At 63.8% G+C, this 24,897-nt stretch carries 27 protein-coding genes; 10 read left to right on the forward strand and 17 right to left on the reverse strand.

The features are described from left to right. Positions 1-5 precede the first annotated feature (5 nt). Positions 6-1,295: an amidohydrolase family protein gene (locus ASE35_RS14270; protein ID WP_235567257.1), complete on the forward strand. Its 1,290-nt coding sequence runs from the start codon at positions 6-8 to the stop codon at positions 1,293-1,295. Between the two features lie 60 nt (positions 1,296-1,355). Here ASE35_RS14270 and ASE35_RS14275 read toward each other — a convergent pair whose 3' ends face one another. The 6 genes from ASE35_RS14275 to ASE35_RS14300 form a co-directional block, all read right to left on the reverse strand. Further along, entirely contained in the window at positions 1,356-1,706 is a 351-nt protein-coding gene (locus tag ASE35_RS14275; RefSeq protein WP_157489479.1) for a hypothetical protein, read from the reverse strand. A gap of 96 nt (positions 1,707-1,802) precedes the next feature. Beyond that, positions 1,803-2,234 (reverse strand): hypothetical protein, encoded by a 432-nt coding sequence (locus ASE35_RS14280; protein WP_157489480.1) that lies wholly within the window; start codon positions 2,232-2,234, stop codon positions 1,803-1,805. Positions 2,235-2,369: 135 nt separating this feature from the next. Beyond that, entirely contained in the window at positions 2,370-2,744 is a 375-nt protein-coding gene (locus tag ASE35_RS14285; RefSeq protein ID WP_057164257.1) for a VOC family protein, read from the reverse strand. A 61-nt stretch (positions 2,745-2,805) separates the two neighbouring features. Then, positions 2,806-3,186 carry a VOC family protein gene (locus ASE35_RS14290; RefSeq protein WP_057161058.1) on the reverse strand — a complete coding sequence of 127 codons (381 nt, stop codon included), beginning with the start codon at positions 3,184-3,186 and terminating at the stop codon, positions 2,806-2,808. Between the two features lie 118 nt (positions 3,187-3,304). Beyond that, positions 3,305-3,889: a hypothetical protein gene (locus ASE35_RS14295; protein WP_057164259.1), complete on the reverse strand. Its 585-nt coding sequence runs from the start codon at positions 3,887-3,889 to the stop codon at positions 3,305-3,307. 73 nt (positions 3,890-3,962) lie between these two features. Then, a complete protein-coding gene (locus tag ASE35_RS14300; protein ID WP_157489481.1) occupies positions 3,963-4,634 on the reverse strand; it encodes a hypothetical protein in 672 nt (223 codons plus the stop codon). An 87-nt stretch (positions 4,635-4,721) separates the two neighbouring features. On the opposite strand from ASE35_RS14300, the gene ASE35_RS14305 reads away from it, so the two are divergent. Continuing rightward, complete coding sequence (locus tag ASE35_RS14305) at positions 4,722-5,018, forward strand: hypothetical protein (protein ID WP_057164261.1); 297 nt, start codon at positions 4,722-4,724, stop codon at positions 5,016-5,018. Positions 5,019-5,090: 72 nt separating this feature from the next. Here the strand turns inward: ASE35_RS14305 and ASE35_RS14310 are convergent, their stop codons facing one another. Continuing rightward, entirely contained in the window at positions 5,091-5,498 is a 408-nt protein-coding gene (locus ASE35_RS14310) for a hypothetical protein (protein WP_057164262.1), read from the reverse strand. Between the two features lie 260 nt (positions 5,499-5,758). Here ASE35_RS14310 and ASE35_RS20790 point away from each other — a divergent pair, with 260 nt between their 5' ends. Continuing rightward, entirely contained in the window at positions 5,759-7,888 is a 2,130-nt protein-coding gene (locus ASE35_RS20790; protein ID WP_082611285.1) for an ATP-binding domain-containing protein, read from the forward strand. A 1,071-nt stretch (positions 7,889-8,959) separates the two neighbouring features. On the opposite strand, the gene ASE35_RS21760 is transcribed toward ASE35_RS20790, so the two are convergent. Then, complete coding sequence (locus ASE35_RS21760) at positions 8,960-9,334, reverse strand: hypothetical protein (RefSeq protein WP_200957033.1); 375 nt, start codon at positions 9,332-9,334, stop codon at positions 8,960-8,962. A gap of 404 nt (positions 9,335-9,738) precedes the next feature. Further along, on the reverse strand, positions 9,739-10,683 hold the full coding sequence (locus tag ASE35_RS14325) for a restriction endonuclease (protein ID WP_057164265.1): 945 nt from the start codon (positions 10,681-10,683) through the stop codon (positions 9,739-9,741). Between the two features lie 155 nt (positions 10,684-10,838). Here ASE35_RS14325 and ASE35_RS14330 point away from each other — a divergent pair, with 155 nt between their 5' ends. Continuing rightward, positions 10,839-12,023, forward strand: coding sequence for an FAD-binding domain (locus tag ASE35_RS14330; RefSeq protein ID WP_057164266.1), 1,185 nt, complete (start codon positions 10,839-10,841; stop codon positions 12,021-12,023). Positions 12,024-12,059: 36 nt separating this feature from the next. On the opposite strand, the gene ASE35_RS14335 is transcribed toward ASE35_RS14330, so the two are convergent. After that, positions 12,060-12,395, reverse strand: coding sequence for an antibiotic biosynthesis monooxygenase family protein (locus ASE35_RS14335; RefSeq protein WP_057164267.1), 336 nt, complete (start codon positions 12,393-12,395; stop codon positions 12,060-12,062). Positions 12,396-12,581: 186 nt separating this feature from the next. On the opposite strand from ASE35_RS14335, the gene ASE35_RS14340 reads away from it, so the two are divergent. Continuing rightward, on the forward strand, positions 12,582-13,256 hold the full coding sequence (locus ASE35_RS14340; protein WP_235570077.1) for a hypothetical protein: 675 nt from the start codon (positions 12,582-12,584) through the stop codon (positions 13,254-13,256). Between the two features lie 6 nt (positions 13,257-13,262). Here ASE35_RS14340 and ASE35_RS14345 read toward each other — a convergent pair whose 3' ends face one another. The 3 genes from ASE35_RS14345 to ASE35_RS14355 form a co-directional block, all read right to left on the reverse strand. Continuing rightward, complete coding sequence (locus tag ASE35_RS14345; protein ID WP_162259062.1) at positions 13,263-13,700, reverse strand: Hsp70 family protein; 438 nt, start codon at positions 13,698-13,700, stop codon at positions 13,263-13,265. A 99-nt stretch (positions 13,701-13,799) separates the two neighbouring features. Then, the gene (locus tag ASE35_RS14350) at positions 13,800-14,366 is read right to left on the reverse strand and encodes a hypothetical protein (RefSeq protein ID WP_057164270.1); all 567 of its coding nucleotides are present in this window, start codon (positions 14,364-14,366) and stop codon (positions 13,800-13,802) included. A 22-nt stretch (positions 14,367-14,388) separates the two neighbouring features. Then, the gene (locus tag ASE35_RS14355) at positions 14,389-14,916 is read right to left on the reverse strand and encodes a hypothetical protein (RefSeq protein WP_157489482.1); all 528 of its coding nucleotides are present in this window, start codon (positions 14,914-14,916) and stop codon (positions 14,389-14,391) included. 337 nt (positions 14,917-15,253) lie between these two features. Between ASE35_RS14355 and ASE35_RS14360 the strand changes: the two genes are divergently transcribed. Next, positions 15,254-16,702, forward strand: a complete 1,449-nt coding sequence (locus ASE35_RS14360; RefSeq protein WP_057164272.1) for a serine hydrolase domain-containing protein — start codon at positions 15,254-15,256, stop codon at positions 16,700-16,702. A gap of 575 nt (positions 16,703-17,277) precedes the next feature. On the opposite strand, the gene ASE35_RS14365 is transcribed toward ASE35_RS14360, so the two are convergent. Genes ASE35_RS14365 through ASE35_RS14375 form a run of 3 tightly spaced genes read right to left on the reverse strand, consistent with a single transcriptional unit; the run spans position 17,278 to position 19,727 of the window. Next, positions 17,278-17,691: a DUF4279 domain-containing protein gene (locus tag ASE35_RS14365; RefSeq protein WP_057164273.1), complete on the reverse strand. Its 414-nt coding sequence runs from the start codon at positions 17,689-17,691 to the stop codon at positions 17,278-17,280. Between the two features lie 2 nt (positions 17,692-17,693). Further along, entirely contained in the window at positions 17,694-18,068 is a 375-nt protein-coding gene (locus ASE35_RS14370) for a hypothetical protein (protein ID WP_057164274.1), read from the reverse strand. 9 nt (positions 18,069-18,077) lie between these two features. Then, positions 18,078-19,727 carry a diguanylate cyclase gene (locus ASE35_RS14375; RefSeq protein WP_082611287.1) on the reverse strand — a complete coding sequence of 550 codons (1,650 nt, stop codon included), beginning with the start codon at positions 19,725-19,727 and terminating at the stop codon, positions 18,078-18,080. Between the two features lie 102 nt (positions 19,728-19,829). Here ASE35_RS14375 and ASE35_RS14380 point away from each other — a divergent pair, with 102 nt between their 5' ends. From ASE35_RS14380 to ASE35_RS14395, 4 genes are all read left to right on the forward strand, one after another. After that, complete coding sequence (locus ASE35_RS14380; protein ID WP_157489483.1) at positions 19,830-20,537, forward strand: hypothetical protein; 708 nt, start codon at positions 19,830-19,832, stop codon at positions 20,535-20,537. A gap of 33 nt (positions 20,538-20,570) precedes the next feature. Then, positions 20,571-20,975, forward strand: a complete 405-nt coding sequence (locus tag ASE35_RS14385) for a DUF1761 domain-containing protein (protein ID WP_056181025.1) — start codon at positions 20,571-20,573, stop codon at positions 20,973-20,975. Between the two features lie 11 nt (positions 20,976-20,986). Then, positions 20,987-21,616: a 2-hydroxychromene-2-carboxylate isomerase gene (locus tag ASE35_RS14390; protein ID WP_056181028.1), complete on the forward strand. Its 630-nt coding sequence runs from the start codon at positions 20,987-20,989 to the stop codon at positions 21,614-21,616. Between the two features lie 109 nt (positions 21,617-21,725). Further along, positions 21,726-22,673: a DegV family protein gene (locus ASE35_RS14395; protein WP_056181030.1), complete on the forward strand. Its 948-nt coding sequence runs from the start codon at positions 21,726-21,728 to the stop codon at positions 22,671-22,673. 224 nt (positions 22,674-22,897) lie between these two features. Here the strand turns inward: ASE35_RS14395 and ASE35_RS14400 are convergent, their stop codons facing one another. Beyond that, positions 22,898-24,349, reverse strand: coding sequence for an Hsp70 family protein (locus ASE35_RS14400; RefSeq protein ID WP_057164277.1), 1,452 nt, complete (start codon positions 24,347-24,349; stop codon positions 22,898-22,900). Positions 24,350-24,897: the final 548 nt, after the last annotated feature.

The raw sequence follows: 24,897 nt of genomic DNA on the forward strand, positions 1-24,897 counted from the left end.
GCCTGCTGCGCCGCTGCGCCACGCTGTTCCTCGCCTGCGGCTTCGCCCTGCACGGCGCCGCGTTCGCGCAAGACGTATTGATCCGCAACGCCACCGTCCACACCGCCACCGCGCAGGGCAGCCTGCAGGGCGCCGACGTGCTGATCGGCAACGGCCAGGTGCGCGCGATCGGCAAGGGCCTGAAGGCGCCGGCCGGCGCGCAGGTGATCGAGGCCGAGGGCCGCCCGCTCACGCCCACGCTGTTCGGCGGCATCACCGAGATCGGCCTGGAGGAAGTCTCCGGCGAGAAATCCACCGTCGACGAAACCCTGGCCCTGGGCGCCGACACCAAGCAGATGACGGTGCGCCCGGAGTTCGACGTAACCCTGGCCTACAACCCGGAGTCGGTGCTGATCCCGGTCACCCGCATCGAAGGCATCGGCTGGACCCTGCTGGGCGCGGGCACCGCCACCGGCGGCTCGATCGTGGCCGGCCAGGGCGGCGTGATGCGCCTGGACGGCGGGCCCGACCCGACCGGCGCGCGCGTGCTGTTCGTGAAGCTGGGCGGCGACGCCTCCGGCCTCAGCGGCAACTCGCGCGCGGCGCAGTGGATGATCCTCGATCAGCTGATCGCCGAAGCGCGCGGCCGCATCGGCCCCGACGCCAACGCCGCCCTGCTCACGCCCGCCGGGCGCGCCACCCTGGCGCGCTACCTCGACGGCGGCGGCCGCGTGATGGTGGGCGTGGACCGCGCCGCCGACATCCGCCAACTGCTGCGCTGGTCGTCGCGCCACGGCGTGCGCATCGCCATCGCCGGCGGCGCCGAGGCGTGGAAGCTGGCACCGCAATTGGCCGCGGCCAAGGTGCCGGTGTTCGTCGACCCGCTGGCCAATCTGCCAGGCGACTTCGACCAGATCGGCGCGAGCATGGAAAACGCCGCGCGCCTGCGCGCCGCGGGTGTCGCCGTCGGCTTCAGCCAAAGCGGCGACGCCTCGCACAACGCGCGCAAGGTCCGCCAGCTCGCCGGCAACGCCGTCGCCGCCGGCCTGCCCTGGGCCGACGGCCTGGCCGGCCTCACCCGCGTACCGGCCGAAGCCTTGGGCGTGTCCGCCGAACTCGGCAGCATCGCCCCCGGCCATCGCGCCGACCTGGTGCTGTGGAGCGGCGACCCGCTGGAAGTCAGCAGCGTCGCCCTGCAGGTATGGATGAACGGCCGCGCCATCGAAATGCGCAGCCGCCAGACCGAACTGCGCGACCGCTACCTGCGTCCGGAGAACGGTTTGCCGCGTGCGTATCCGGCGCCGTCGGGGCGATAAGCGATAGGGCGCAGCGGGCCGCGATGCGGCTCGCTGCGCTTGCGCCAAGGTGCTTCCACCTTAGTTGTCGTAGTTCGTGATCTCGGCGTGGATAACACATCCGCCACGTGCCACCAGATAGCCGTCGAAGCCCCAATAGGGCGCCCCGGCTTGTTCGGATCGAAAACTGAAGGAATGAATCCGATCCATAGGCGCGAGTTCGCGTTTGAAAGGGATCGTCGTGGCGTGCGCCTTTTCGAACGCCTCCGCCAGGTACGGCTCAGAGACTTCCATACGCTTTCCGAGTTGCTCGACCGTACCGCCCTTGCACTCCGGCGTGGGCTGGACAAAGCGGGAGAGATCTCCTTCCCAACTGGCAGGGTCGAGGGCAGGGAAAGCCTTCCCGCGAGCGATCGCCGATGAAGCGCTCATCCCCACTAGCACCACGAGCAAGCAGCCTCTGACAAGCATTGCGATCCCCTGTAGTACTGAAGAAGTCTCGACCAGAACCTAGCTAGGACATCTTCGCTAAACGCCGCCCTGGCTGCCTCGAAAGCTATTGAACAAGTGCCGCACCGCCGACCCGACAAAGATGAGCACCAGCACTGCCGAAATCAGCCATGTCCACAGGATATGGACCATCATGTACCCCGGCGCGTGTAGGGCGAAAAACGACGAGAACGCAGCCCAAGGTAAGAACAGCACCGCCGCGAGCAAGATACGAGGCCACAGGCGGGCCCCAAGCTTTATGACCTTCGCCAAGAAAAGGGCTTCAAGCAAATAGAAGCCGCAAAAGATCAGGAAATGGCCGGTCGGATGCTCCCATTGCGCCCTGTCTTCATCGTCGTAGAAGAAGTACTGTTTTGAGTCCAAGCTGATCCAGGTGCTGAATCCAATAACCAGCACAGTGGCAGCGGCAATGACCAAGTTCTTGCGCTGGTTCGTCGTGAGATTGACCATGTCACCGACCACAGGTGCTGAGGCACGCCACTAGACGGCGCACGCGCTAGTTTCAGCCATCATGCCAGTCTTCCGCGGCGATGAGCATCGCTCATGCTGCTTTCCAGGGCTCACGCGGTAGCGTATCGGTGCCGATTACGCGTGGTTGATGACCGCCTCGATAGCGTGCCCATCCGGATCGATCAGAAACGCCGCGTAGTAGTGAGGCCCATAGTCCGGACGCAGACCGGGCTTGCCGTTATCGGTCCCCGCGACCGCCAAGGCCTGCGCATGAAACCGATCCACCGCCGCACGCGACGGCGCCGCGAACGCCACATGAAACCCCGGACCCGGCGCCGCCGAACCGGGCCGCAGCTTCAGACACAGCTGATCCTCGCCATCCACCAGCCCGTAGCCGATGGCGGTGTCGTCCTCGAACACGCGTCGATAGCCTAAGGCGCCGAGCGCGGCGTCGTAGAAGGCGCCGGCCTTGCGCAGGTCGGAAACGGCGATGGATAGGTGATGCAGCATTGGGACCGGCCTTAGTTCGGGCGCGACCGAGCCGCGCATGGGATGGTGCTTAAGCGAAACGCTAGGACACGCTCTGCCGCAGCTGGAACACATTGCCCTCGGGGTCCCGCCCGTCGCACACCCGCACGCCGCGCGCCTGCCATTCGCGTTCTGGCGGCCATAGCTCGCCCCCCAGCCCGACGGCCATCGAACGTGCGGTATCGATGTCGGAAACCGGCAAGCACAGCTTGATGCAGCCGTCTTCGCGGAGCGGATAAGTGGTCGTCTCGCCGGCATCGGAATACCGAATGGCGTGGACGATCAGCTGGAAACCCGCCGCCTCCAAGACCACGTGTTCATCGTCCGCATGCACGACCGTCATGGCCGCAACGCCTCTGTAGAACGCGGAGATCCTGTCGACGTTGTCCACGAACATCACCGCGGCTGCCGATAGCTGAGTCATCGATCGCCTCGCGGAGACCTGGACGTGTTTCCTTGGCGTTGAGAACGAACCAGACCCAAGCAACGGCTCCAAGAAGGCGGTACGCCGAGGATGGCGTGCCGGAACCGGATGTTGCCCATCAGCAGCGCCCCGGTCCAGCCGCGCCCACCGGACCCATCGGATCGACGGGCCACGACTGCACGTATACCAGCGCAGCGGCCAGCACCACCAGGGCAATCGAGAACCAGATCGTAAGGCGACTCATGGACGCCTCCGCGCCCGCGACCGACTTATGGCCCTCGCCCCCCACACGCGGCGCAGGCAGTTCGGCCAGAGCAATGGGCGATCCGACCTCTACCCACTCTATCCCGGCTGCTTGCGCAAAACGCAAATCCAATTCAAGCAAGTCCGGGCAGGCCGCCAGGCGCGTCGCCAACGCCGGAGACAGCGGCGCGGTCGGCTCCGCTACCCGGACATAGCGCCCCTCCGCATCCGACCAGTCGTAGGCGTACAAGCCGACCCGGGCATAGCTCTGCCAGACCGCCGAGCTTCCCCAGCCCGTCACCTCCACGGCCTCGCTGATCGCATCGTGCGATCCCACCGAGGCGCGCACCGAATCCGGCACCACGCCGCAGCCCCCGGTGGCGAACAGCGCGAAACTTCCGTCGCGATCGAACGCGAACCAGTCGAACTCTCTGCACTCGATCTCACGAGATGTCGTCATGAGCGCCGAACACCCAAGCCCGACCGCGTTTGCATCTGCACCCGTCTGGACGGATGAACTTTCTTCTCCGGCGTCATTTCGGCCGCGCCTCCGCCGTCAGGATCGTCACCAACGCCAGCCCACCCGCCGCATCGAAACTGAAGTGTACGGAATGCGTCGGGTGGTCGTAGCGCAACCAACCGCCGTGCGCGCCCAGCAAAGTCCGCCCCGGCGAAGCCCCGCGATCCGGCGCACCCAGCACCGCTTCCACTTCAGCACGCGACGACGCGAACGTAAGGCCGTGCCCGAGCGCGCCGCCGTACTGACTGAAATCGTCCTTGCCGGCACCGTGCAGAAAGATGGTTTGAATCGTGCCGCGCGCATCCAGCTGCAACTGAATGCCGTGCGCTATCGCACTCAGATAGCGAACCGCCGCCATGCCTGCTTCCAACGGCGCCTGCGTATGCGCCGTCAATGAATAGGGCGCCAAGGTAAACGCCGTCTCGGGTGCCTCCGGCTTCGACCCTAGCGTGGCGATCAGCTCATTCATTCCTTGAACTCCAGCAACGAATATCCGGTCAAGCGCCCATTGCGGTGCGCGGATACAGCCGTAGTAGTGACAGCAACCGAGGTCATCGGCCAGCAACTGCAACTCTAACGTTTCGCACACGATATCGCCGCTATCTATCTTCGGTCGCAAGGCAACACTCATCTGAGGCATTGCCGCAAATTGAATAGCGGATCGGAAGCGGCCGATACTGGCCAAGCGCGGATCGCGCCGGAACCCGGCAGGCACGCACGGCCGAAGTACGGCCGGCTCCCCAAGCCGTACATCTCAAGGAGAAGAGAGCGCATGAAGATGCAGAAGCGAACCGGCCACCGCCGGCTATGGATGCTCGGCGCCGCAGCGACGTTGGGCATGTTGGTCTCGCTGGCCGCGTGGGCCTTGCCCTACCCGGCCTATGGCTACACCACGTTGGCCACCTACTTCTCGACCGCAGCCAAGACCGAGGTGGTGGGCCTCAGGGCTTACGAAAACTGCCCGCCCGGATCGCCGCCGTTTCTGGACCGGGGCGTGACCTCGGCCCATGTGACGGTCGAGATCATCCGCTGTCCGTTCTGGGGCGGCGACCCGGAACCGGAGCTCTGACCCCAAGCCTTCGTTAGCGACACTCCGCCGCTGCGCTACAGCGGCGGCGGATTCGCCCCGGCGCGCCGCACCCTATGCCGCGCCCCGCTGGCGTTTGCCCGTGCGACCCGAGCGCGCCCCGTCCGCCGTGGCGCCGCCCAGCTGCCGCGCCAGCTCCGGCTGCTCCCGGCAAAAACGCGCATTGGCCGCCAAGGTGCCCCAGCGCAGGGCCGTGGCCAGCTCGTCGTCCGCCCGCTCCAGCAGACGGCGCTGATGATCGGCCGACAACTGCAACTCCAACGTTTCAAGCGCGACTTCCAACAAACCGCGCGCGTCCTCCATCGCCCGTTGTGTCCGATCGGTGGCATGCAGGCACAAGCGGTCCAGCCGTTCGGGTCCTAGCGCGGCCAGCGCGACGGCGTCGGTGGTCGGGTCGTCCTGGGCGGGCCAGAGCTGCAGCAGCAGGTCGGGCGGGAGGGTGAGCTGTTCGGGGAGGGTCATGGCTGCGGTCCTTGCCTATGAAGGGGTCGGAGGCGTTCGTCCAGGCAGCTATCCCAGCGAGGTCCGGACGCACACTCCGGACACTCTTATATCGCTATGGTTTGGATATCGGAAAAGTAGATACTGCGGACTCAGGAACACGGACTCATAGCATCGCCTAACCATCTCGCTCAGAAATCGAATGAGCGTCTCCAGTTCTTCAAGGCAGATACACCGGAATTCCTGTTATACGCTTTGTCCAAAAATAGAAGGAACGTCGCATGATTGAGGTCATTTGGGGAACGTCGCAAGAGAAGCCGATATCATCGCGGCTGCTCGCCGAAGACCTTGCAAAGGACGCCGCGCTCGACGGATACCTTTATTTGGGGTACCCAGTCATCGGCACACCCACTGGGCCGCTCAAGCTAGACGGACTCTTGGCGTCCCCTCAGTTGGGCCTTATAGCTTTCGATTTGGTTGAGGCGAACGAGATCGGTGACTTTCAATCTCGTCAAGACGAAATCGCCTCCATGTTGGAGGTGCGTCTCAAGCCTCATCCCGGCTTGAAGAATGGTCGTCAGCTTAAGTTTGACATTCATGTCGTCACTTATTGCCCTGCGAAACCGACACATCCCGAGTCCAACGATCCGTATTTCATCGCTTCACGACCTGAGCTCCTCGGACTGATCAACCAGTTCACCTGGACCGAGTCGGCTTCCGTATACAAGACTCTCGTTGGAGCAATCCAAGTTGTGACATCAATTCGCGCTGGCAAACAGAAGCGCGAACCCAAAAAAGAGGATTCGCGCGGTGCAAAGCTGAAGCGAGTTGAGGACTCCATCGCAAATCTCGACCAGCACCAATCTCAAGCCGTCATCGAGACCGTTGAGGGCGTGCAACGAATCAGAGGGCTCGCGGGATCTGGCAAGACAATTGTTCTTGCGCTAAAGGTTGCATATCTCCACGCACAAAATCCAACATGGCGGATTGGTGTGACTTTCAACACAAGGTCACTAAAGGAGCAATTTCGCCGCCTCATCAATAGCTTCACTATTGAGCAAACCGGCGCCGAGCCTGATTGGGACTGCATCGACATCATCAACGCCTGGGGCGGACCAGGTGACAAGGAACGTGACGGGATCTATCACAAGTTCTGCCGAGCCAATCAGATTCCATATCTCGACTTCGGAATGGCTAAAGGCAAGTTTGGTGAAGGAAAGGAATTTCAAGGTGCGTGCGCTGAAGCGTTGGCAGCAGCCAAGGAGCCAACAGATCTCTATGACATGATCTTGATCGATGAAGCTCAAGATCTTCCGGTGGAGTTCCTGAGATTGTGCTTCGTATCTTTGCCACCACCGCATCGCCTGGTTTATGCATACGATGAACTTCAATCTCTGACCGGATCGTCGATGCCGCCGGCCGAGGAACTGTTTGGGACCTCCGCAGATGGAAAGCCATTAGTCCGCCTAAATCAGGAGGATGGCGGCCCTAGACAGGACATAATTCTCGAAAAGTGCTATCGAAATTCTGGGCCATTGCTAGCCACTGCTCATGCACTTGGATTTGGCATTTATCGTGAGAAGGGGCTGGTTCAAATCTTCGATGACGACAACCTATGGACTGATGTCGGCTACGTAGTAGAGGAAGGAGCGCTTGAGCCAGCCACTGCGGTCACCCTTGCGCGCACCACCCAAACATCACCAGAATTTCTCCAGAACCACTCTCCTGTAGAGGATTTGATTCTGTTCCAAAAGTTCGACAGTGCCGCTGACCAAGCGAAATGGCTCGTCCAATCAATTCGGAATGACATCCTAGAGCAAGAGTTGAGGCCCGAGGATATCGTGGTAATCAATCCCAATCCGATTACGACGAAGCGCGAAGTGGCGCTTCCACGAGAGATGCTCTTCTCTTCGGGCATCAATAGCGAGCTAGCCGGCGTGAGCACGGCCGCTGACGTGTTCAGCAAGGCTGGCGCGGTCACATTCACTGGAGTATTCCGGGCGAAGGGTAATGAGGCTGGCATGGTTTACATCATGAACGCTCAGGACTGCGCCTCAGGCTGGGACAAAACTGCAACTGCTCTTGGACGCAACCGACTTTTTACCGCAATCTCTCGTTCGAAAGCATGGGTGCGAGTACTTGGACTTGGCCCAAATATGGATGTTCTGACCAACGAGTGGCGGGCGCTTCATGAGAACGACTACAAGTTGAAGTTCACTTATCCGACAATGGCTGAAAAGAAAGAGCTACGCATCATCAACAAAGTTGCTGGAGGAAAGGCAAAAACGCGACGCACCACCGTTAAGCAGCAAAGGGAGCAATTACTGCAGGCGGTTCAGCGTGGAGAGGTCGATGCTGACCAGCTTATCTTGGAGTTGGAGGCGCTGAAGAAGACAGGGAAGCAAAAATGACGCCGAGCACGGTCCGCGCCCAGGTCGAGGATGTGGTCAGTCGATTGATAAAGACGAGTCTTTCTGTCAAACAATTTCACACGACTGTAAAGCCAGGCCCGGGAGGAGCCATACGGATAGGACGTCCCACAAGTAGTGCAATAGCGCTACGTGATGTGAGCTATGAAGATGTCTATCGAGATATCGATACAAATGACGCCTACGACGTCAAGCTGATTGACGGAGGGCTTCTAATTTTTCAGTACAGATTTGATGCGGACGAAAGACTGCTCCGTCACCGACTAGCATACTTTCCAAACCCAGTACTTCCGACGCTAGATGAGGCACCAGGTCTATACGAAGAAGATGAACTCTATGGAGATATTATTGCCAGAAGACTTGTTCGATTTCCTATACGCTTTGACTATGCACCAGAAGATTGCGTCGACTCAGTTCATCCAGCATCCCATCTAACCCTCGGACAGTACGAAGGATGTCGCATTCCGGTCTCAGGCCCAATGGGCCCATCTGCTTTCATGTCCTTTATTGTTAGAAACTTTTACTGCCGTGCATACAAGCGCCACAAGAACGCTTTCGACAAGTCCCCTCCCGCTTTAACCAGAGTCGAGACGATCTCCGCTAACGAAAAGCGCTTGTGCCATTTCGTTCACGGCCGCTAGACGTCACGCTTGAAATTTCGCTCACGGAAAACAAGAGACAGAGTGGCCTTCTCCAGGACACACCGTGAAAGCCCACTCTGACCCGCCATTCTGGCTGCACTGAGCCGGCGGACTACCTGTTCGAGTTATCCGATGACTTCTTTCTCGAATTGTCAAGGCAGCTTGGAGCAACCAGGTCATGAGAGCTATGCACATCTGCACCTCCGTCTCCCACTAATTGCTGGCGCTCACGCTTACGCCGAATCCATAGTCCTGAGCGGAAGCTCGCTAGCATTTATTTCATGCAACATTGTTCCGAAGGCCTTTTGAGCATGCCTCACTTTCTGCAACCACGCTGATCGCGAGGGTCACCGGCGTAACATGCCCCATATCGTGACCCGGTTGCGAGAGCCACATCTTAGATTTCGTCGACTTATTCGCGCAGCGGATTGAAGGATTTTCTGACCATCGCTGCAAGAGACAACGGATCTTCCATGATCTTTAGAAGAATCAGCCGATCCACGAGGCTCAGTGAGATTGGACCTTCGTGGCCAGCTTCGAAGTATGGAGCAATCTTCTCGTTATAAGCCTTTTCCTCACCCCAAAGCGTCCAGGGCTGGAGGCGTCCATAGATGACTCGGTTTAGCACAAAAATCGCGACACCTTCATTGCCTGGAGATGCTGGCTGGAACGGATAGCAGTCTGTCCTTCGCTCCCAGGTGCCAGCAGATGGAGCACGATAGTCGAATACGCTGATGCAGCCTCGATTGCGAAAGAACGAGTTTTCAGATGATCCAAAGGTGGTCAAGAATGAATTATCTGAATTTGGGAGGAGAGCCCCAGATGCCTCGATAGCCGCCAAGTTCTCTCGCTTTGTGACGTGAAAGACAGAACCTATCAGCACGGTCTCTATATCAGATAGAGACTCGGACTCGAGGCGAACGAACTCGATCACATGAGCAATTTTCATTGTGAACGAAAACCCTCAACGCAGACTGACCGTAAAGCGCCTCTCACTGCACGAACTATTTGATGGCGCTCTGGCTGTACATCGCAGCGGCCTCACCAGATACAGATGACCACGTATGGCCGCACTCGCACCTGAAACAGGGGTCAGAGTGCACTTTTCCAAGACGCTTATCGGAAGTTCACTCTGACCTGCCCTTGCCTTCCCCGACCATCTCTAGTCGGAATAGCCTTAAGCTGGTCAAACTACAGATTCATCTCAATCAGCCAACCCATGAAGCCTTGATCAATGGTGAACTGCGCTACATCACCCGCCCCTAGCAACGTCACCTTGGGATCATCGCAGATCAGTGGTTTTCCACTGGTGTGATAGACGAAGTACATGCGGTCGTAGTGGGTCATGCTCTTCAGCTTGGCCATGTACTCATCGAAGACCTTCTGCTTTGCTTCGGACTTCACTTGGACGAAGGCGCGCTCCTTATGGATCGGATGCTCAAGATCCAGATCTTTGGTCTTGATCTGCCCACCAATGGCTCCAATCCTTCGCCAGCCTCCAGCATTGAACAGCATGTCGATGAGCGTCTCGAATTCAGCTGGCTGCAACTTCTGAATCAGCGGAACCGCAGCCGCAATCAGCTCTCTGTGTGCGGCCTCGGCACGCGTCACCTCCGGAGTCTGCACTGCGTTGATTCGAGCCAGGAGTCGGCGCTCGTCATGGACCCAGCACGACGTGCCTCGATAGCTGGACAGGCTTGAAATGGTGCCTGGCAAGGACGACTTGGCCAGCACCCTGCCGTTGATGTCTGCGTCACGCCAGCCACCCCTGACCTTACGGAACGTACTTGAGTCTTCTGGGTTGTCGGGGTCATTAACCTGCGGATTGCCTGGCGCAAGAAATCCCCAATGCAGCCTGTCGTCGATGAAGGTCACCCACAACGTCGTGCCGTCGTCCTCAAAGTACTCGCGTACTTCACCCGCATAGCGGGTAGCCACGCCGGACTTTCGATCCTTGGCCCATGCAGCGGAAAACTCCTCCCACCGGCCTGCGAGCGCCAGCTCCATCGAGTACGGGTCTGCCGTCTCGAAACCCATGCGCAGGATGCCACGCGCCGCACAATCGCTCTCCCATTCTCCGCCTTTCCCCAGCTTCACGTAGCGAATCTTTTCGGCGGCGATGTGCTTCTTGGTCACTGCAGGCTCTCCAAAACAGGGGTCCGAGATAATGGCCAGAGTGCACTTTTCCAGGACACTCCGCGAGAACTCGCCGTGCCCCTCCTTTAGTTCGCAACCAGGTTCGGTTATACGTCTGCGCTCGCTTCCACCCGGCCCACAGAGATCCCGCATCGATGAAAATCGCCATCAACGGCGCCGGCATTGCCGGTACGGCGCTCGCCTACTGGCTGAGTAAGCTGGGCCACGAGGTGTTGCTGGTCGAGCGGGCGCCTGCGCTGCGCACCGGCGGGTTCGTGGTCAACCTGTGGGGCATCGGCTACGACGCGCTGGAAAAGATGGGCCTGCTGCCGACGTTACTGGAGTTGCAGCACCACTCCGACGAGCTGCGCATGGTGGACCGGTCGGGGCGCACGCGGGGCGGCTATCTCTCCAGCGTGTTGTTGAAGCTCGCCAAGGGGCGCATGGCCACGTTGGCCCGATACGACATTGCCGCGACCATCTATGGTGCGCTGGAGGGCCGGGTGGAGATGCTGTTCGGCGACAGCGTGACCGCTGTCGACGATGACGGGGCGCGGGTGCGTGTCGGGTTCGAGCAGGCGGCGCCGCGGGAGGTCGATCTGGTGATAGGCGCGGACGGTCTGCACTCGCGCGTGCGCCAGCTGGTCTTCGGGCCTGACGACAGGTTCGAGTACCCGATGGGCTGCCATGTCGCTTCGTTCGAGGTCGCCGGCTACCGACCCCGCAGCGGGAACACCTACGTGGCGTACACCGCGCCCGGCCGGTACGTGGCCCGGTTCCCGCTGCGCGACGATCGCATGCTGTTCTTCGTATTGCTGCGGGACGAGCACTTGCCGGGGCGTGCTCCGACCAACGCTGTCGAGCGCAAGGCGGCGTTGACCGGTGCGCTCACCGGCATCGGCTGGGAATCGGATGCCATCGTCACGGCGCTGGAGCGAGCGGACGACGTCTACTTCGACAGCATCAGCCAGATCCGCATGGACGCCTGGGCCGAAGGCCGGGTGGCCTTGATCGGCGACGCCGCGGCCTGCCCGTCCCTGATCGCGGGCGAGGGGGCAGGCTTCGCGCTGGCGCAGGCCTACGTGTTGGCGGGCGACCTGCATCGGCACAGCGGCGACACCGCTGCGGCCATCGCGCAGTACCAGGCGCGCCTGATGGCGGTCGTCGCGCGCAAGCAGAAGCTCGCGGAAAGCCTGGCAGCCTCGTTCGTCCCCAGAACGGCACTGGGCGTGCGCGCTCGCGACTACGCCACGCTGCTGATGCGCCTCCCGGTCTTCCCGAAGATCCTGATGGGGCGCTACTTCCACGATGAGTTTGCATTGCCGGAGTACGGGATCTGACGCCCAGCGGCGACTGCCCATCGCGGCCGCGTGCCGCTAGGCATCGCCCTTACGCAGCGGCGCCAGGAAATCCGCCACCGGTTCCAGGATCACCTCGGGCAGACTCTCGGCGATGCACGCGCGCATCCGCGCCCAGGCCTCCACATCCACCGATTCACGCGCCAGCCCTTCGGCCCTCGCCGCCGCCGACGGCCACTGCGTGTAGCTGTACCAAAGATCGTCCGGCCCGCGATGCAGGCGCGAACCGAGCGAGCCGCGTTCGGCCCGCAGCAGTTGCGTCACCCGCGACCAGGCCTCGACGAAGGTCTGCTCGGTCCCGGGGTGCAGGCGCCAACGGTAGATGGCGCAGAAGGCGGGGTTGTCGTTGCTCATGCGTTGACTCCACGACGGTTGGTCGGCGGCAGGGGGTGCCTGCCCAAAGCCCATGAGCGAAAGGTAGCCGGAACGGGGGGCGGCGTCATTGTCCTCCGCGCCCCGGGCGGGAGCCATCGACTGTCTTGCCCCTGTCATGGGATTGGCATCGAATCGCCGGAACCGCTCAAGCGCCGCGAGACCGCCATGGATTCATTCCGCATTCGAATCGCGCGACGGGCACCGAAAGCGCCTCGTGGGATGGCCCGGAGCCTTGCGTGCCTGCTCTTACTGCCCGGCGTGAGCTGGTTGGCCGGCGAGGCGCGGGCACAGCAATGGCAGCTGACCAAGGAGAAGGACGGCATCCGCATAGAGAGCCGGCGTATTCCGGGGGCACGCTTCGAAGAGCTGCGTATCAGCACCTTGTTGAAGGCGTCGCCGGAGGCCATCGCGGACTACCTGTTCGGGAAGTACCTGGACGAGAAGAACAAGAACATCCGCCGCAGCTTCGTCCAGCGCGGGCGGGACGTGACCGTGTGGTCGGACGTGCTGAGCACGCCGGTCACCAGCGAACGCTGCTACTCCATGCGTTTCGAACGGCACGCGCCGGGCAATGGCGAGATCCGGGTGAAGTTCGTATCCCTGGACTACGTAGGCAAGAAGCCATCGGCCGACTGCATCGCGCTGCGCTCGCGTGGCGAGTGGGTCATGACGCCCACGGGCGCGGGGACGCGCCTGACCTACGTGTCGCTGACTGACTTCGGCGGCAGGGTTCCGGCGATGCTGGCGGAACGCTCGTTGTCGTCGGCGGCCGTGTCCAGCCTGCGCAAGGTGGTGGCCGGATCCTCGGGGTTGGCGCTGCCCAAGGGGTTCGACGACTGATTGACCCTACTCGATCCGAGTAATGGACAGCCGGGAGCTATCCTTGATATCCGTTGCCGAGAGCGTGAACCCGCCGGCATCGACCTCGAACTTCACGGCGATTGCAGGCTCTCCACGTCGCGCTGGTGCAAAGCCCGTAATCTGAAATTCCCCCAAAGATCGAGCTGTTTTGACCATACGGGTATTGCCACGATAGAGGCGCACGAGGATCTGGCTCTGGCCATCCTCCGCCGTGCTGAAGGTTTCGGATCGCGAGCAGGGAATCTCGCAGCCCTTGGTCAGCAACGGCGTAAATACTCCGCCGAGCGTCTCGACGCCCACGGACTCTCGGAGGATCTTGCCCTCCACCAACATAGCCGAGGCCGGCTCCACGAGAATCGACGCACTCTCGGTGTGGAGACAGCCGGAAAGGCACAAAGCCAGCAGACCGATCGCGTACTTCACTATCGCCTCCTGGAACATGAATTGACCGAGGCGCGAAGCTGCATCGACTCGAATGACCGGTTAGACGGATCGGATTTACTGATTGCACTAGGCATCGGATCAATCCGCAAGCTCGAACCACCCTTCCGCCCGCTGCCGACCCCGCCTCCACCCTTCCCTGCACGGCTTACGCTGCATCGACGTAGGGTCGGCAATGTAGCGACGGACCGTGTGTTTGACCGGAAAGCCGCCGCCCCAGAAGAAGTCCACCACTAAGCCGCAGGTCTCGTTCTGAGTAATGTGCACCCCGTAGGTCAGGTCCGCATACGCTGCTGGGGGAGGCAGCACGGTCACCGTCTCGCCAGGCACCGCCAAAGTCGAGGCCCAGGCGGCCGCAGCCTGGTAGCGCGGCAAGTCGCGCTGGAATTGCCAGTCGCGGATCGCATGCCCGAGTTCGATGCCGATCGGTACAACCGCCAGCACCGCCGCCGGAACGATGGCTGCCCTCAGGCGCCGACCCTTCTCGCGCGTCAGTGCCCATCCCAGACAGATCAAGAACAGAAGACCGGCCACAAGGAAGGCGCCCATGGCCAGCAGCTGTTTCAGCATCGTCGGCCGCGCCGCAAACGCCGCGATGCTGCACATGCTCGCCAGCGACAGCACCCACACAGCTTTCGGGTACTTCATCGGCTCTCCAAGGTTGGGCCAGCTACTTGACCCTAAGGGTGATCTGGAGGAAGTCCACCCGGTCATCCTTGGAATTGTCCATGAAGTACTCCATATCGACGGAGAGGTTGTCGGCTGCCAACTGGGGACTGTAGAACGAAGTCTTGCCCGACCAGGACTCAACACCCGTGTTTCCGACGGGACCCGCGATTCGTTGGCCCTGCAGGCAACTTAGGGCCCTATTGATGTTTACCTCCATAAACTCGGTGGACGCATACTCCATCGCCCAACTGCAGAATCTTCGCGCGGCATCGTCGTCGCTGTGTTCGCAAGTCTTGTAATGGTCGACCATCCAGGTGCCGCCGCGGCTTAGCCTGACGGTACTGACGCTGTTCGCGGCGACGGCGCTTGCCCAGGCGTCCAGTTGCTCGCACATCGCGGGGTCGTTGAGCCGCGGCGTGGAAGCGCACGATGCCAGCCCCATCGCCAGTATCGCTATCGCCACCCTGCATGACTGGGGTCGACCGGGATCTGGCAACGGACGTCGGCATGCGGTCAGATTTGCGGTCATCGGCCATCTCCTAAGCTGTCGCGAAACAACAGGCATGCCAGGGCCTGGCGGTCTGGACGGCGCATGTTCGCGCGGTCGGCCCAGCCGAAATAGATCTCGACGCTGTGGATACGCATCCGTCCCCCTTGGATAGCCGTCGGACGATTGTCGGACCTACCTCCGCGACCGGGCAAGCGATTCCGCCGCTCCGCCTTGGGGACAATGCGCTGAACCGGTGGGCTTCAAGCAAGGAAACTCTTCGTCTATCGGGCAAGCTAATGGTCGCGATGGTGTCCAGGTGGCGCGCGCAGCGATGCCGCCACGATCGCCGGGACGCTTCACCACTATGGGAGATAGGATGACCTTCAGGCGCACCCTGACGATGCTGCTCGCGCTGGCCTTGCTGTTGCCGGGCGCGGCCTTCGCGGACGAGGCGTTGTCCGCCGCGCTGACCCGGCAGATGGAGGTCAATCGACAGCGCTACGGCATCGCCGGGCAGGCCCTGCTGGTCGCGCACAATGGGGAAGTGTTGTTCCGCGGAGCGGATGGCGAGGCCGATGCGGCGCGCCATGAGCGGGTCACGGCCGATCACGTGTTCGCCGCCTACTCGCTGAGCAAGTTGTTCGTCAGCATTTTGATCATGCAGTTGGTCGAGCAGGGCCAGGTGGACTTGGACAGGCCCGCCAGCGCCTACGTACCCGGCCTGCCGAAAGCTTGGCAGACCATTCGCGTGCGCGAGTTTCTGGACCACACCTCTGGCGTACCGGAGTACTTCGCTCAACGGCAGGACGGGGCGGCCTCAACTGCCATGGCGTTTCCCAAAGATTTGCCGGCGGTGTTCGCGTCGCTGGCCGATACGCCCCTGCAGTTCGCCACCGGCACCGACACGCGCTACACGCAGAGCAACTTTCTGGTGCTGACCGCGCTGCTGGAGGCCCATTACGGTAAGCCGTACGCGCAGATCGCCGATGAGCGCATCGTGCGCAAGCTGCAGCTGGGGCATACCTGGCTGGGCCCGGCTACGCTGCCCAAGCAAGGCGTGGTGCGCAGCTACGTCGGCAAGGATGGGCGCCTGGTACCGGAGCAGGATATCGACTGGCCGGACTATGCCCACGGCCACGCCGGGCTGTACCTCACGTTGGACGATCTTGGCCGGTTCTTGAAAGCGGTGACCTCGGGCGAACTGGTGGGCAAAGCCACGCTGCGCCGGCTCTGGCAGCCGCGCACGCTGGCCAACGGGCGACTCGGCGGGTTCGCGGCCGGGTGGGAGTACGGCGAGAGCGGCACCTATCGACAGGTCGGACACGACGGCGGCACGCGCGTGCGGGTGCGCGTGCTGTTTCAGGGCTCGCTGGACGGCGATGTTTACGTATTCGCCTACCTGACCAACGGCAGCGCCAAGAACGTCTGGTCGCGCGTGCTGGTGGGCAGCGCTATGGCCGTGGCGGCGCCCGATCGATTCCCGGTGGAAACATTGTTTGAAGCCTTGGTTGGCTACGCGTTGCAGGCGCCTGCGAAAGGCGATGCATCGGCGCAGGCTGGATCGATACGCGCGAATCGCGGTCTTAGCGATGCCGACCTGGAGCGCACCGTCAACGCGACCGGCTACGCCATCCGGGAGAACCTTGGCGTCGAACCTGCGCTACGCGTGTTCGAACTGAACACTGTGTTCTTCCCGGACTCGTCCAATGCCTGGGACAGCCTGGCCGAAGCGCATGCGGCCCAGGGCAACCAGGACAAGGCGAAAGCGCTGTACGAAAAGGCGCGTCGGCTCGCGGAACGGGCAAAGGCGGGCAAAAAGCGATGAATCACGACACCGCCCAATTGAACTAGCGCCCACAGGACACGATGGACCGTGGAATTCTCTGCGCCAACAGCGATCGTTGCCAAGACGGATAGAACCAAGTAGCCCAGCACGAATACGGCGACGCCTTAACCAATGGCTTTGGGGTCGAATGGGTGTGCCATGGCAGTCCCCGGCTAGCGCATGCGCCAGAACTAAAATTGCTGCACATACTGATACCAGCATGCGATTGCTGCCAGCACGGATATCGCCACGGGTATCGAAGCGCTGCGAAGCGCCGATGCACCGTGCACTCCGACCGCGACACCCAGTTGCCAGCAGTGCAGCCCCCAGATGGCTGTAACACCAGCGCTGGCTGCGGGAAACGCATGCCCCACCGGATGTGAGCCCCATAGTTGATAGGACGAGCAGACCCAGAGGCTAACCAAGCCGTACATGGAAGCGGCAAGAAGGTTCGCTTTGTGCAGCGTGGCTAGCGTCGGCATTTGTTTTCTATCGGACCTGCTGTTGATCAATGCTGCCACTTCTCCAACCCCAGCGCTGGCACGCCTTTCTCAGAGTGGGATAACTAATCGCGCTCAATCATCTGATGGCGAATAGATGTCCAGGTCGAGCTCGATGCCCCGCTCACCCAGCGCCAGCAGAATCCTAGGTGCGATCGAGACGCCATCGTTGCCGTTGGCCATGAACCAGCCACAGAACAAGTCGACGCTGTAACGCTCGGAGAGTTCGCGCCAGACGGCGAGGTCGGGCGTCAGCTGCGCCAGCAGTTCATAGACTTGGGCGTTCAGATCTTCGGGCTCGGCAACCTTGGCGGACAGGTTCCATATCCCGAACTTGAATATCCGCTCGCGGCCCGATGCAAAAACACGCCGGTCGCCCTTGGTGTGCGAATAGGTGGGCGACGCGCCCAACAAGGCCGTGATCTCCTCCGACAGTAAGTCGTCGCCGGATACGCGCAGGGTCGCCACCGACCGTTCGAGTACTCCCATCCTCAGCCGGCTCCGCCATCGGCCGACGGGAGCGGCACATAGGTCGCCTGCCGGCGGTGGTAGCCCCAGAACACGGCGGCCAGGTAGACGAAGACCTGTAGCGCCGGTGTCACCCACAACGGCGGCAGCGCGTAAGCGTCGGCGCCGATGAAGGTCCAGATCAGCGCGGCGGGCAGCACCAAGCCCCAAGCCGCGTCGTGGGACAGGCCGCCGGTCAGCGACCAGCTCAACGCGGCGCAGTACAGCAGCGTCCGCCAGAACAGGCCGATGGCGGTCACGCGCTGAGCGTAGCCGTAGCGGTAGCCGAGCCAGGCGAGCAAGACCGCCGGCAAGACCAGCAGCGCGAGCACTAAGTAGAGCGTGGAGGATTCCGGCATCGCGGCACCCTACACCGCGTTGGTCTGCGCATCCAACAACACCACCCGGTTGCGCCCCTCGTGCTTGGCGCGGTACATCGCCGCGTCGGCGCGCTGGATCAAGGTGGCGGCGCTGTCTTCCGGGCCGCACTCGACCACGCCGATGCTGAGGGTGAGCGCGACCAGGACGCCCTTGACCTCGCGGCAGCGGCGCTCGACCTTGCGGCGTATCTGTTCGGCGGTGTCGCGCGCGACCGCGTCGCCTACGCCGGGCAGCAGCAGCAGGAATTCTTCGCCGCCGATGCGGCCGAGCTGGTAGAGCGGCATGGTTTCGGAATGGATGCTCTCGGTGACCGCGCACAGGCAGGCGTCGCCGATGGGGTGGCCGTAGGTGTCGTTGATGGCCTTGAAGTGGTCCAGGTCCAGGAACAGCACCGACAGCGGCTGGCGCTTGCGCCGCGCCTCGACCACCGCGCGGTTGAGGCGGGTGATGATGCCGGCGCGGTTGAGCACGCCGGTCAGGGCGTCGTGTTCGGCGTGCAGCTGGGCGACGTCGCGTTCGCGGCGGAAGGTGAGCATGCGATCGGCCAGGCCCAATACCAGGACCACGGCGGCGAAGGCCTGCATCACCGGCAGGCCGTATTCCAGCAGCGAGGTCAGCGGCACGCCGGCGCTGAGCTGCATCGCGCGCGCGGTCGATACGGTGACCAGGGGGACCCATGCGATCAGTACGAAGCCGGCGTGGCGGCCGCCGCGCAGCCAGACCGTGGCCAGGGCGACCACCGCCAGCACGTTGGCCAGCATGAGCAGGCCGTTGCCCAGCGGCGGGAACCAGGCCTTGCTGACCGGCCAGGGCGAGACCAGGCCGATCAGCAGCGCCAGCGGCAGCCACGCGCCCACGACCAGCAGCGCGCGCGTCAGCCACGGCGCGCGCGGGCGCAGGTCGGCGAACTCGATCAGGAACAGCACGGTGACGATGGTGGAGGAGGTGGCGACGAACCAGATGCCGGCCACGCCGAAGCGGCCCAGCCAGGCCAGCACCGGCAGCGTGTAGGCGTCGCCGTAGGCGCACAGCACGTACAGCAGCTGCAGCATCATGCTGGCCGAGAACAGCAGGTACACGCGCTCGCGCAGTTGGGTCCAGAACAGCAGCACCACCAGCGACACGCCGACCAGGATGCCCATGCTGAGCCAGAGCACGCGCACGTGGCGGTGGTCCTCGACCGCGTAGTCCTCGCTGGAACGCACCGCGATCTGCAGGGGATAGCGCGCGCCCTCGACGCGCACGTAGACCGGGCCGGCCGCGCTCAGCGGAAACGCCAGCGCGCGCCGCGAATGGCTGACCTGGGTGCCGGGATCGAAGATGGTGGCGCTGCGCGCGCGGTAGTCGGGCGGCGCCAGCACGGTGATGCGGGCGCTGAAGGGGTGATAGACCAGCAGTACGCGCGGCTCTTCCGAGGACTCCGGGCGCAGGCGCCACCAGCCGCGGCCGTCCTGAGCGCCGGTGAGCTGGGGCGGGCCGGACTGCGCGGCATAGGCCGTGTCGGGCAGCGCGCGCAGGGCCTCGAACGAGGCCGGCGGGGGCTGGGTCAGGCGTTCGACGCGCACGATGCCGGCGGCCCACGCCTGCACGCAGACACTGCACAGCACCAGACAGGCCGCGATCCAGACTCGTTTCATCGGCTCCCCGCGTCCGCGCCAGTGTCGGCCCGGTCGCCGCGCGCCACAAGCCCCCGCGCGACGTATGCTGGCGGCGTTCGACCGGACCGCAGGACGCCCCAGATGCCATCGTTGTCATTGCCGCCGCTGCTGCTGGCCGCCGCGATCGCGCTGCAACCGCCCGGACAGTTCCATGGCGACGAGCCGGTCGCGCGCGACGGCGAAACCTGGCTGGCCCTGCGCGCCTCCACGGACGCGGCTTCGCTGACCTCGACCCGGCTGCGGGTGCGGGCGGTCGAAGACCCCATCCTGGACGAGCCCGGCCAGACCAGCGGCCGGCGCGTGTCGTCGGCGCTGGAACCGGACCCGGACGCCGAGGGCGCCCAGGTCCTGGCCTACCTGCGCGGCAACGGCCTGGCCGCGGGCAAGGTGACCCCGGCGCGCATCCCCGAACGCAGCCAGGACGGCGCACTGCCGAGCTACCGGCTCGAGTTCGCCGGCCGGGACTATCGCATCCGCACGCAATGCCCGCCCATGCGCGGCGATCCGCCGGTCGCGCGCTGCGCGGTGGTGCTGGTCGGGGCCGGCGGCGTCGAACAGGCGCTGATGCGGGTGGACGCCCGGCGCGAGGTCGACATCGTCCTGCTCGGCGACGACGCCACGCCGCAACTGCTGTTCGCCGGCGACCTCGACCGCGACGGCAAGCTCGACCTGATCTTCGATACCACCGACCATTACAACGTTTCGCGACCGACGCTGTTCCTGTCGTCGCGCGCCAGGGACGGCGAGCTGCTGCACGCGGTATCCACCTACGAATCCGTCGGCTGCTGAAGCCGTCTCGTCCCTGCTCCGGAGTTCCCAGGCATGACCCTCCCGACCATCGATTTCAACTGGCTGGCGGTGATCGCCGCGGCCGCTTCCGCATTCCTGCTAGGCGGGATCTGGTATGGGCCCTTGTTCAAGAAGGCCTGGTGCCGCGAGGCTGGGATCGATCCCGATTCGGCGCCGCGGCACCCGGCGCGGATCTTCGCGATCGCCTTCGTGTGCAGCCTGCTGTCGGCGCTGATCTTCACCGTGCTGCTGCCGACCGGCGCCGGCGCGGCGGACGGCTTCGGGGTGGGCTTCGTGGTCGGCTTGTTCTTCGTGGCGATGAGCTTCGGCATCAACTACGCCTTCGCCCAGCGCAGCCTCAAGCTGTGGATGATCGACAGCGGCTACCACATCCTCCAGTTCATCCTGTACGGGGTGATCCTGGGCGCATGGCGCTGAGGAGCAGGCCCATGACCGTCATCGACTGGTACTTCGATTTCATTTCCCCGTTCTCCTATCTGGCCTGGCAGAAGGTGAAAGCGCTGCCGCCGGCGACCGCGAAATTGCGGCCGGTGCCGGTGGTGTTCGGCGCGGTGCTGGCCGCGTGCGGCCAGAAGGGCCCGGCCGAGATTCCGGGCAAACGCGAGTTCACCTACCGCCACGTGCTGTGGCAGTCGCGCCAGGAAGGCGTGCCGCTGCGTTTTCCGCCCGCGCATCCGTTCAACCCGCTGCCCGCGCTGCGCCTGTGCGTGGCCGCCGGCAGCACGCCGGAGGCGGTCGACGCGGTGTTCGACTGGCTGTGGCGCGAAGGCCATGCCGGCGACAGCGTCGAAGCGCTGGCGCCGCTGGCGGCCGCGCTGGGTGTGGCGCCGGACGATATCGGCAGCGAGGCCACCAAGGCCGCGCTGCGCGCCAACACCGAGGCCGCGATCGCGGCCGGGGTGTACGGCGTGCCCACCCTGGCATTCGACGGCGGCATGTTCTGGGGCAACGACGCCCACGACTTCGCCCTGGCCGCGCTGCGCGACCCGGCGGTGCTCGCCGACCCCGAAATGCAGCGCGTGGGCACCTTGCCTGTGGCGGTGCGGCGCCAAGCCTGAACGACCCCGGGACCTCCGTTCAGGGCCGTAGACACGGCCTTGTCGCATGCCGGGTATGCTGCCGGTCACAATTCGAAATGTCTTGGCGCCCAACACCCGGGGGGGGACTATGCGCATCGGACTCGTCGTCGATTCGGCTTGCGATCTGCCGTTGGAGTACCTGCAGCAGCACGATATCCATCTGCTGCCGGTCACGGTGCGGATCGGCGAGGCGGTACTGACCGACCATCGCAACCCCGAAGCCACACTGCACTTCCTGCAGACGCATCTGGCCGAACGCGGCTTCGAGGCGGAGACCACCCCGTTCACGGTGCAGCAGGTGCGCGACTTGTTCGTGAGCCAGTTGGCGATCGACTACGACTACGTGTTCTGCATGACGATCACGAAGACGCGCAGCCCGATCTACGACAACGCCAACCAGGCCAGCTTCGCCATCCTCAACGATTACAAGCCGGTGCGCATGGCCGCCGGCAACAACACGCCGTTCGCGCTGCGGGTGATCGATTCGCAAAACCTGTTCGCCGCCCAGGGCATCCTGCCGGTCGAGGCGGTGCGCCTGCGCGACGCCGGCGAGGGCGCGCCGAAGATCCGCGCGCGCCTGGAGAACCTGGCCCTGCACACCCAGGGCTATCTGATTCCGCGCGATTTGAACTACATCCGCGCGCGCACCCGCGTGCGCGGCGACCGCAGCGTAAGCCTGCTCAGCGCCACCCTGGGCACGATGCTGGACATCAAGCCGGTGCTGCACTGCAACCGCGGCGAGACCGGGCCGGTGGCCAAGATCAAGGGCTTCGAAGCCGCGACGCAGAAGTTGTTCGACTACTGCGGCAAGCGCGTGCGCGACGGGCTGATGACGCCGACCATGTGCCTGAGCTATGGCGGCGAGCTCGAGGAGATGCGCACCCTGCCCGGCTACGAGCGCCTGCGCGACACCTGCCGCGATCACAACGTCGAGCTGTTCGAGGCGGTGATGAGCCTGACCAGCATGGTCAACATCGGCAAGGGCGGTGTGGCGGCGGGCTTTGCGGCCGAGGGTGGGAGCAAGTTCGAGGATTGAGGCGCGGTGTCTCGGGCGTCGACGCCTGTCTGCGCTAAAAGCAAATCCCCCCTAGCCCCCTTTTTCAAAGGGGGGAAAGGCAGGTCGTCAGATTCGAAACGACGCTGCCTTCGAACGTTTGCTGTGAGCCTCCCCCTTTGGAAAAGGGGGATCGAGGGGGATTTGCTTCTTGCGGCCCACAACGCCGCGCCCGCTATCGCCGCGCGACCGTCGTGGCTGGCCGATCAAGCCGCCCGAGCCGCCGCGAACGCCAAGCCCGATACCACGCCCAGGGAAGGATCGCCCGCGACCAGGCGCGCGCTGGGGAAACAGCGCTGCACCGCCTCGCGCACATACGGTGCGCGCGACATGCCGCCGGTCAGGAACACCGCCGCGGGCGGCTCGCCGATTTCTTCCCCGACCTCGCGCAGCAATTCGGACAAGAAGCCCAGGAACGGCTCCGCCGCTTGAGCGAGATGCTGCGCGCCGGTCGCGAGCGCCAGCGCGGGTTCGATGTAGTCCAGTTCGGCGCGGTGATCGTCGTGCGCGCTCAAGACGATCTTGGCCGACTCCACCGCCCGGCTCAGGCGCGTGGTGTTGCCGCCTTGCTGCAGGGCGATCAGGCGCGGGCCGAACGGCGCCGCGACTTCGCGGTAGCTGTCGCGGCGCTGGAAATCGCGTTGGCGCACCACGTCGTGCACGGTCGCGGCTTCGACGAAGTGATGCGCCGGCACTCGCGTGGCGCCTCTGCCGAACAGCGGCATGAAGCGCGACAGACTGAGCGACAGATCCACGTCGACGCCGCCGCGCGCGATGCCCCAGGACCCCAGCACCAGCGGCTCCTCGGCGCCGCCGACCTCGGCCAAGGTGATGTCGGTGGTGCCGCCGCCGATATCGACCACCAGGGTGCGATGCCGATGCGCGCTTTGCGCGTGGTAGCCCAGCGCCGCGGCGACCGGTTCTTCGAGAAAACTGACCTCGTCGAATCCGGCGCCGGCCGCGGCTTCGGTCAGGATCGCCAGCGCCTGGTCGCCGCCGGCCGCCCCCATCGAACTGCGGAACTGCACCGGCCGGCCGAGCACGGCCGAGCGCACATTGGCGCCTAGCTGTTGACTGGCGCTGAGGCGGATGTGTTCGAGGATGTAGCCGGCGATGCCGACGATGGTCTGACGCACATTCGGCGCCAGTTGATAGCCCAGCATCGATTTGGGCGACTGCACCAGATTGCCGAAGCCTTCGGCTAGATAGGCCTCGACCGCCTCTTCGCCGTACACCGCGTTCTGCAAGGATGCCGCCGAGGCGCGCGCTTCGCGTACCTGTTGTTCCAGCCAGTGCCGGCGCACCGCGCGGATCGCATCGCGGCGCAGGTCGGTGTCGCTGCGCTGCACGGGCGCGGAAATCAGCGCCAGCGCCGCCTCGCGCTGATCGACGGGCAAGCGCGCGGCCTGCTCGCGGCGCGCGGCCACGGCCTCGCTCGCGGCACGGGTCTGCTGCGCGCGGGCGCTGCGCACCAGGGCATCGACCTCGGCTTCGAGCGCGTCGGTCAGCTCGAACTGATTCGCGTCGGGCACGGCCTCGGGGAAATACACCGTGGTGCGGAACTGCTGCTCGTCACCGAAGTAGACGGTGCGCACCGCGCCGTCGATCACCACCGCGGCGGCGGAGTAGCTGGTGCCGAAATCGATGCCGATCTTCATAACGCCACGGGGACTGGTTTGCGGCGCGCAAGGATACTCGCTGCGCGCGGTCGTGGCCTGAATCGCGCGGGTCTCGATTCGCTAGGCGGAGCCGCGCCGTCCGCGGCGCCTGCGCGGCGCAAGCGGGCGTCGGATGGCGTAAATCGCGTGTCGGAGGACCTCTCGCTGCGCCCTGGGCCCGGCCTGGTGGGTCGTGAGGCGATGAAAGCGTCGCGTCATGCCAGCATCATGTGGCGATGCAGCCTGGCATGTTCGAAAAGCAAATCCCCCCTAGCCCCCCTTTTTCAAAGGGGGGAACTGTGCGCCTTCTGAAGGGGGAGCGGCGCGTCTGAAGGGGGTACGGTGCGCCCTCTAAAGGGGGAGCAGTGCGCCTTCTATAAGGAGGAACGGTGCGCCTGTGAAGGGAGAGCGGTGCGCCTTCCGATTCGTAACGATGCGGGCTTCGAACCTTTGCTTTAAGCCTCCCCCTTTGCAAAAGGGGGATCGAGGGGGATTTGCTTTTGCGTCCCGCAACGCCCCGCACACGACTTTCGACCCAGGGCCGGCGC

Origin of the sequence: Lysobacter sp. Root916, assembly GCF_001429785.1 — a bacterium.
Taxonomy (GTDB): domain Bacteria; phylum Pseudomonadota; class Gammaproteobacteria; order Xanthomonadales; family Xanthomonadaceae; genus Lysobacter.